At 66.8% G+C, this 1,462-nt stretch carries 2 protein-coding genes; one reads left to right on the top strand and one right to left on the bottom strand.

Going from position 1 to position 1,462, the window contains the following annotated elements; genetic code table 11:
• Window positions 1–50 precede the first annotated feature (50 nt).
• The gene (gene ubiG / locus EOA38_RS36465; protein WP_126091759.1) at window positions 51–800 is read left to right on the top strand and encodes a bifunctional 2-polyprenyl-6-hydroxyphenol methylase/3-demethylubiquinol 3-O-methyltransferase UbiG; all 750 of its coding nucleotides are present in this window, start codon (window positions 51–53) and stop codon (window positions 798–800) included.
• A 25-nt stretch (window positions 801–825) separates the two neighbouring features.
• Here the strand turns inward: ubiG and EOA38_RS36460 are convergent.
• A partial coding sequence (locus EOA38_RS36460; RefSeq protein ID WP_127301488.1) for a DMT family transporter occupies window positions 826–1,462 on the bottom strand: 637 nt, incomplete at its 5' end.

Genomic DNA, 1,462 nt, shown 5'->3' with positions numbered 1-1,462 from the left:
GACATTCCCTCCCCCACGCCCGACTTCCTAGCGTTCGAGGAGACCCGCCCATGCCTGAGCCCCGCCGATCGACCATCGATACCGGAGAAGTCGAGCGCTTCTCCGCCCTTGCCGCAGAATGGTGGAACCCGAACGGCAAGTTCCGGCCGCTGCACAAGTTCAACCCGGTGCGGCTTGCCTATATCCGCGACCAGGTGGCGAGCCGCTTCGGCCGCGACCCGCGCGCGGCCAGGCCTTTCGAGGGCCTGCGTTTCCTCGACATCGGCTGCGGCGGCGGGCTTTTGTGCGAACCGATGGCGCGGCTCGGCGCCGAGGTGGTCGGCGCCGACGCCTCCGCCACCAACATCGAAGTGGCGAAACTGCATGCGGCCGAGGCCGGTGTTGGCATCGACTATCGCGCCACCACGGCCGAGGCGCTGGCGGACGCCGGCGAGACCTTCGACGTCATCCTCAACATGGAGGTGGTCGAGCATGTCGCCGACGTCGATCTGTTCGTCGCCAAATGCAGTGAGATGGTCCGGCCCGGCGGCATCATGTTCGTCGCCACCATCAACCGCACGCTGAAGGCGCTTGGCCTTGCCATCATCGGCGCCGAATATGTGCTGCGCTGGCTGCCGCGCGGCACTCACCAGTTCGGCAAGCTGGTGCGGCCCGAGGAGTTGGCAAAGGCGCTCGGCGCGGCTGGGCTCTCGGTCATCGACCGCACCGGCGTGATCTATCATCCGCTGGCCGACCGCTGGCAGAGGTCCAAGGACATGGACGTCAACTACATGGTGCTGGCCGAGAAGGCTTCGGTCTGATCGGCCTGCACGACGGCGTTCGTCTTCACGCCGGCTGAGCCTGCGCCCTCGCGCTGGTCTGGTTTTGTGCTTTCGTCGTGATGAAAACGCCGGCCGTGATGATGGCCGCACCCAGCCAGGTCAGCAGCTGATAGTGCTCGCCAAGGAAGATCGTGCCGGCAAACAGCCCGACCGCTGCCGCCACATAGCCGATCTGGCTGAGATAGACCGGTCCGCCGACCGCCTGCAGCCGGAAGAAGAAGGCGAACATCGCCGACGCCGACGCCACCTGTCCGGCGGCCACCAGCGGCACGCCGCCGAGCGGAGCGAACGCCTGCCAGCCGAATAGCGTCAGGATGCCGATGAGAAGCAAGGTCGCCGCCGCGAGATGACTGCCCACGGCGAGTTCGATCGGACCGGTTGATTCCGGCCAGTCGACGGTGCGGTAGATGTTGCCGGCGGCCAGGCTGACGGGGATCAGCAGCCCGATCGCCACCCAGAAATAGTCCGCCGGCTGGCCAGCCTCGCCTCGCGTGAGCGCAACCATCACCGCGCCGATGAAGCCGACGGCGATGCCGACGACGCCGAGCAGGTTGGGGCTCCTGACGCCGAGCAGGATCGAAAAGACCAGCGTGATGACCGGCGAGAGCGTGAACATGATGCCCGTGTATCCGGCGCCGAGA

It is taken from the genome of Mesorhizobium sp. M1E.F.Ca.ET.041.01.1.1 (genome assembly GCF_003997355.1).
In the GTDB taxonomy this organism is placed as follows: domain Bacteria; phylum Pseudomonadota; class Alphaproteobacteria; order Rhizobiales; family Rhizobiaceae; genus Mesorhizobium.
Note: the sequence above shows the minus strand (reverse complement) of the source record. Positions and strands in the feature narration are given on the sequence as shown.

Excerpts from the sequence above, each read along its gene's own strand:
- ubiG (WP_126091759.1), top strand. The coding sequence starts at position 51 with ATGCCTGAGCCCCGCCGATCGACCATCGATACCGGAGAAGTCGAGCGC.